Source organism: Psychrobacter lutiphocae DSM 21542 (genome assembly GCF_000382145.1).
Lineage (GTDB): Bacteria > Pseudomonadota > Gammaproteobacteria > Pseudomonadales > Moraxellaceae > Psychrobacter > Psychrobacter lutiphocae.
Map to the genome: position 1 here is coordinate 14,147 of NZ_KB907671.1, position 2,449 is coordinate 16,595.

The 2,449-nt window shown below is 40.5% G+C and carries 2 protein-coding genes; one reads left to right on the forward strand and one right to left on the reverse strand.

Translation table 11 applies throughout. The features are described from left to right. Positions 1-2,102, reverse strand: a 2,102-nt coding sequence (locus H140_RS14710; RefSeq protein WP_033427072.1) for an ESPR-type extended signal peptide-containing protein, incomplete at its 3' end; no start/stop codon positions are given. A gap of 133 nt (positions 2,103-2,235) precedes the next feature. Here H140_RS14710 and H140_RS15670 point away from each other — a divergent pair. Continuing rightward, positions 2,236-2,449, forward strand: a 214-nt coding sequence (locus H140_RS15670) for a helix-turn-helix domain-containing protein (RefSeq protein ID WP_019674046.1), incomplete at its 3' end; no start/stop codon positions are given.

The following is a 2,449-nucleotide window of genomic DNA, read 5'->3' on the forward strand; positions in this document are numbered from 1 at the left end:
GGCTCTGGCGTTGGCTCTGGTGTCGGCACAGGCGTTGGCTCTGGCGTCGGCACAGGAGTTGGTTCTGGCGTTGGCACAGGAGTTGGTTCTGGCGTAGGTGCAACCATTCTTAAATGTACGGCATTGCTATCACTATAATCCGCTTCAAAATCGATCAGCAGGTTATTGTCTGTCACTGATGCAAACTCACCCGTACGAGTAGTTGCGGTTACAACATTTTTCCATTCATTACTGCCAGTTAAGGCATCAGATGCTTTAACATTTAATGTACCTTTAGTGATATCAGCGGTACCATTAACTTCAAGTTGACCGTAGTCAGTCAGGCTGTTTAAGCCAATACCCAGTACCTCACCGTCATGCATGATGTAATTGCCGTCAATATGCAACACACCTTGCTCAATGTTAGTAGCGCCCTGCCATTTTTTAGAAGTATTGGTTATGAATAACTTACCACCGCCAGTCTTTGAGAAGTTGCCACTGCCTGTTATTACAGCAAGTGGCATGATATCGACTCTTGCCTCATTACGTATGGTAGCGCCACCTTGATCGATGTTAATAGTGTCAGCTGCATCAAAGCTGTTAAAAAGAGTAGAAGAAAAGGCAGAGTCAGTAGGAGGTAATACGTTTATTTCACCATTATCTATGTTGATAGTGGCATTTGTATCAAAACTTGAAAATATATTTTGAGTATTTAATATGCCTTTATTAATAATGTTTAACGTACCTTCGCCCCCAGATGCAACAACGACAGCTGGAGAGTTAAAAGTAGCATTATCTATGGTCAAAGAACCTTTAGCCTGCTCGCTAGTGGAATTTCCGTATCCTGAAATTCTTGTCACGCCATTTATAGTAGCAGTGGCTTTATTTTTAATGGTTGTACTACCTGTTCCATTTCCACCGCTCGTTAGTGTCGCAGCCTCGATACTTGAGCTCTCACCTTGTACTAGCAAGGTGCCATTACTGTCTTCATCTCTACCAACATAAATCTCTTCACTGGTAATGATTTTAGATGCATTGCTTGCAGTTAAAGATCCTGTGCCAGATATACCAACTAAGATATCACTATTAGAGCTGATAGTTGAGCTTTCGCCAGTTATTACACCACTGCCTTGACTTCCTTTAACACGACCAAATGCAATAAAGTCTTGATTATTAACACGTGCACCATCTGATACAGTAAGTGTACCTTCACCTAGATCACCTACAAGGAGTAATCCGTCATTATCAATCGTACTACCTTGACCTGAAACATCGATAGTACTGTTTTTCGATTCAGCAAGGTTACCTACAGAGATTGCTTTTGTATTTAACTTCGCACCATCTTTAATATCTAATATACCAGTGCCAGACTCACCCACTATTAATACATCCTGTAGGGTAGCTGTTGAATTGCTATCTGTTATTGATAACTGTCCTTTGCTAACCCCCCCTCGACCAAGAACTATTTGCTCGCCAGTTAACTTAGCACCATTACTTATATTAAATTCACCATATCCAGAGTTACCGATATAAATATTAGGTGAATTAAAGGTTGAGTTTGTACCCTCAATATTTATTGTTGCCTTATCCAAAGGATTATTTTGGTAACCAAGTGATGTCAGAGTAGACGCATTGATAGTCGCCCCATTTTTAGCATTTACAGTACCTGCGCCCTGATAGCCGACTGCCAACTCAACCGTATTCAGCTGGCCATCATCTATATTGATAGTACCGCTATTAGTAAGGGCAGTAACTTGGGCATCTACCAAACCATTATTATTTATGTCTAAAATAGATGGCGTAGGCTGATTTGATAAATAAAGTTGATTAACTTTTAAAGTTGTACCATCCCCTGTCACTGTATCGGCATTAACATAAAAAGGATTTTGAGACGGGGTTGTAATTTGCCCATTATCATAAGTCACAGCCATCGCTTGACCTGACACACCAAGCATACCTAAACCCACGGACAGTGCAGTCAGTTTAAAAGTCGCTGATATATGATTAGCAGAGCGAGAAGTCGCCGACTTACCTGAAGACTTGCCACGAGATTTGGCAATCTCTGATACACATTGATAAACGCCTAAAGCGCGATTAAAAACAACACGGTATACATGGTTCATAATTAGTACCTAGATTAACAGACTATAAAAGGGGGTATAACACACTGAAATAAATGATTGCTATTCTGACATAAGTAATCGAACAGAAATACATTATAATAGCAATTTTCCATAACAGACATAAAAAGCCATCATGAAGATAAGACAAGTAGAACTAACCGATGCCGAGCGTAAAGCACTAGACCACGGGTATAAACACGGAAAAACAGCCAGTTATCGAAAACGTTGTCACATTATACTGCTAAAAAGTGATGGCAGAATAGCCAAAGACATCGCACAAATAACCGACACCAACATTCAAAGCGTATACAATTGGCTCAACCGTTATGACGCCGAAGGCATACAAG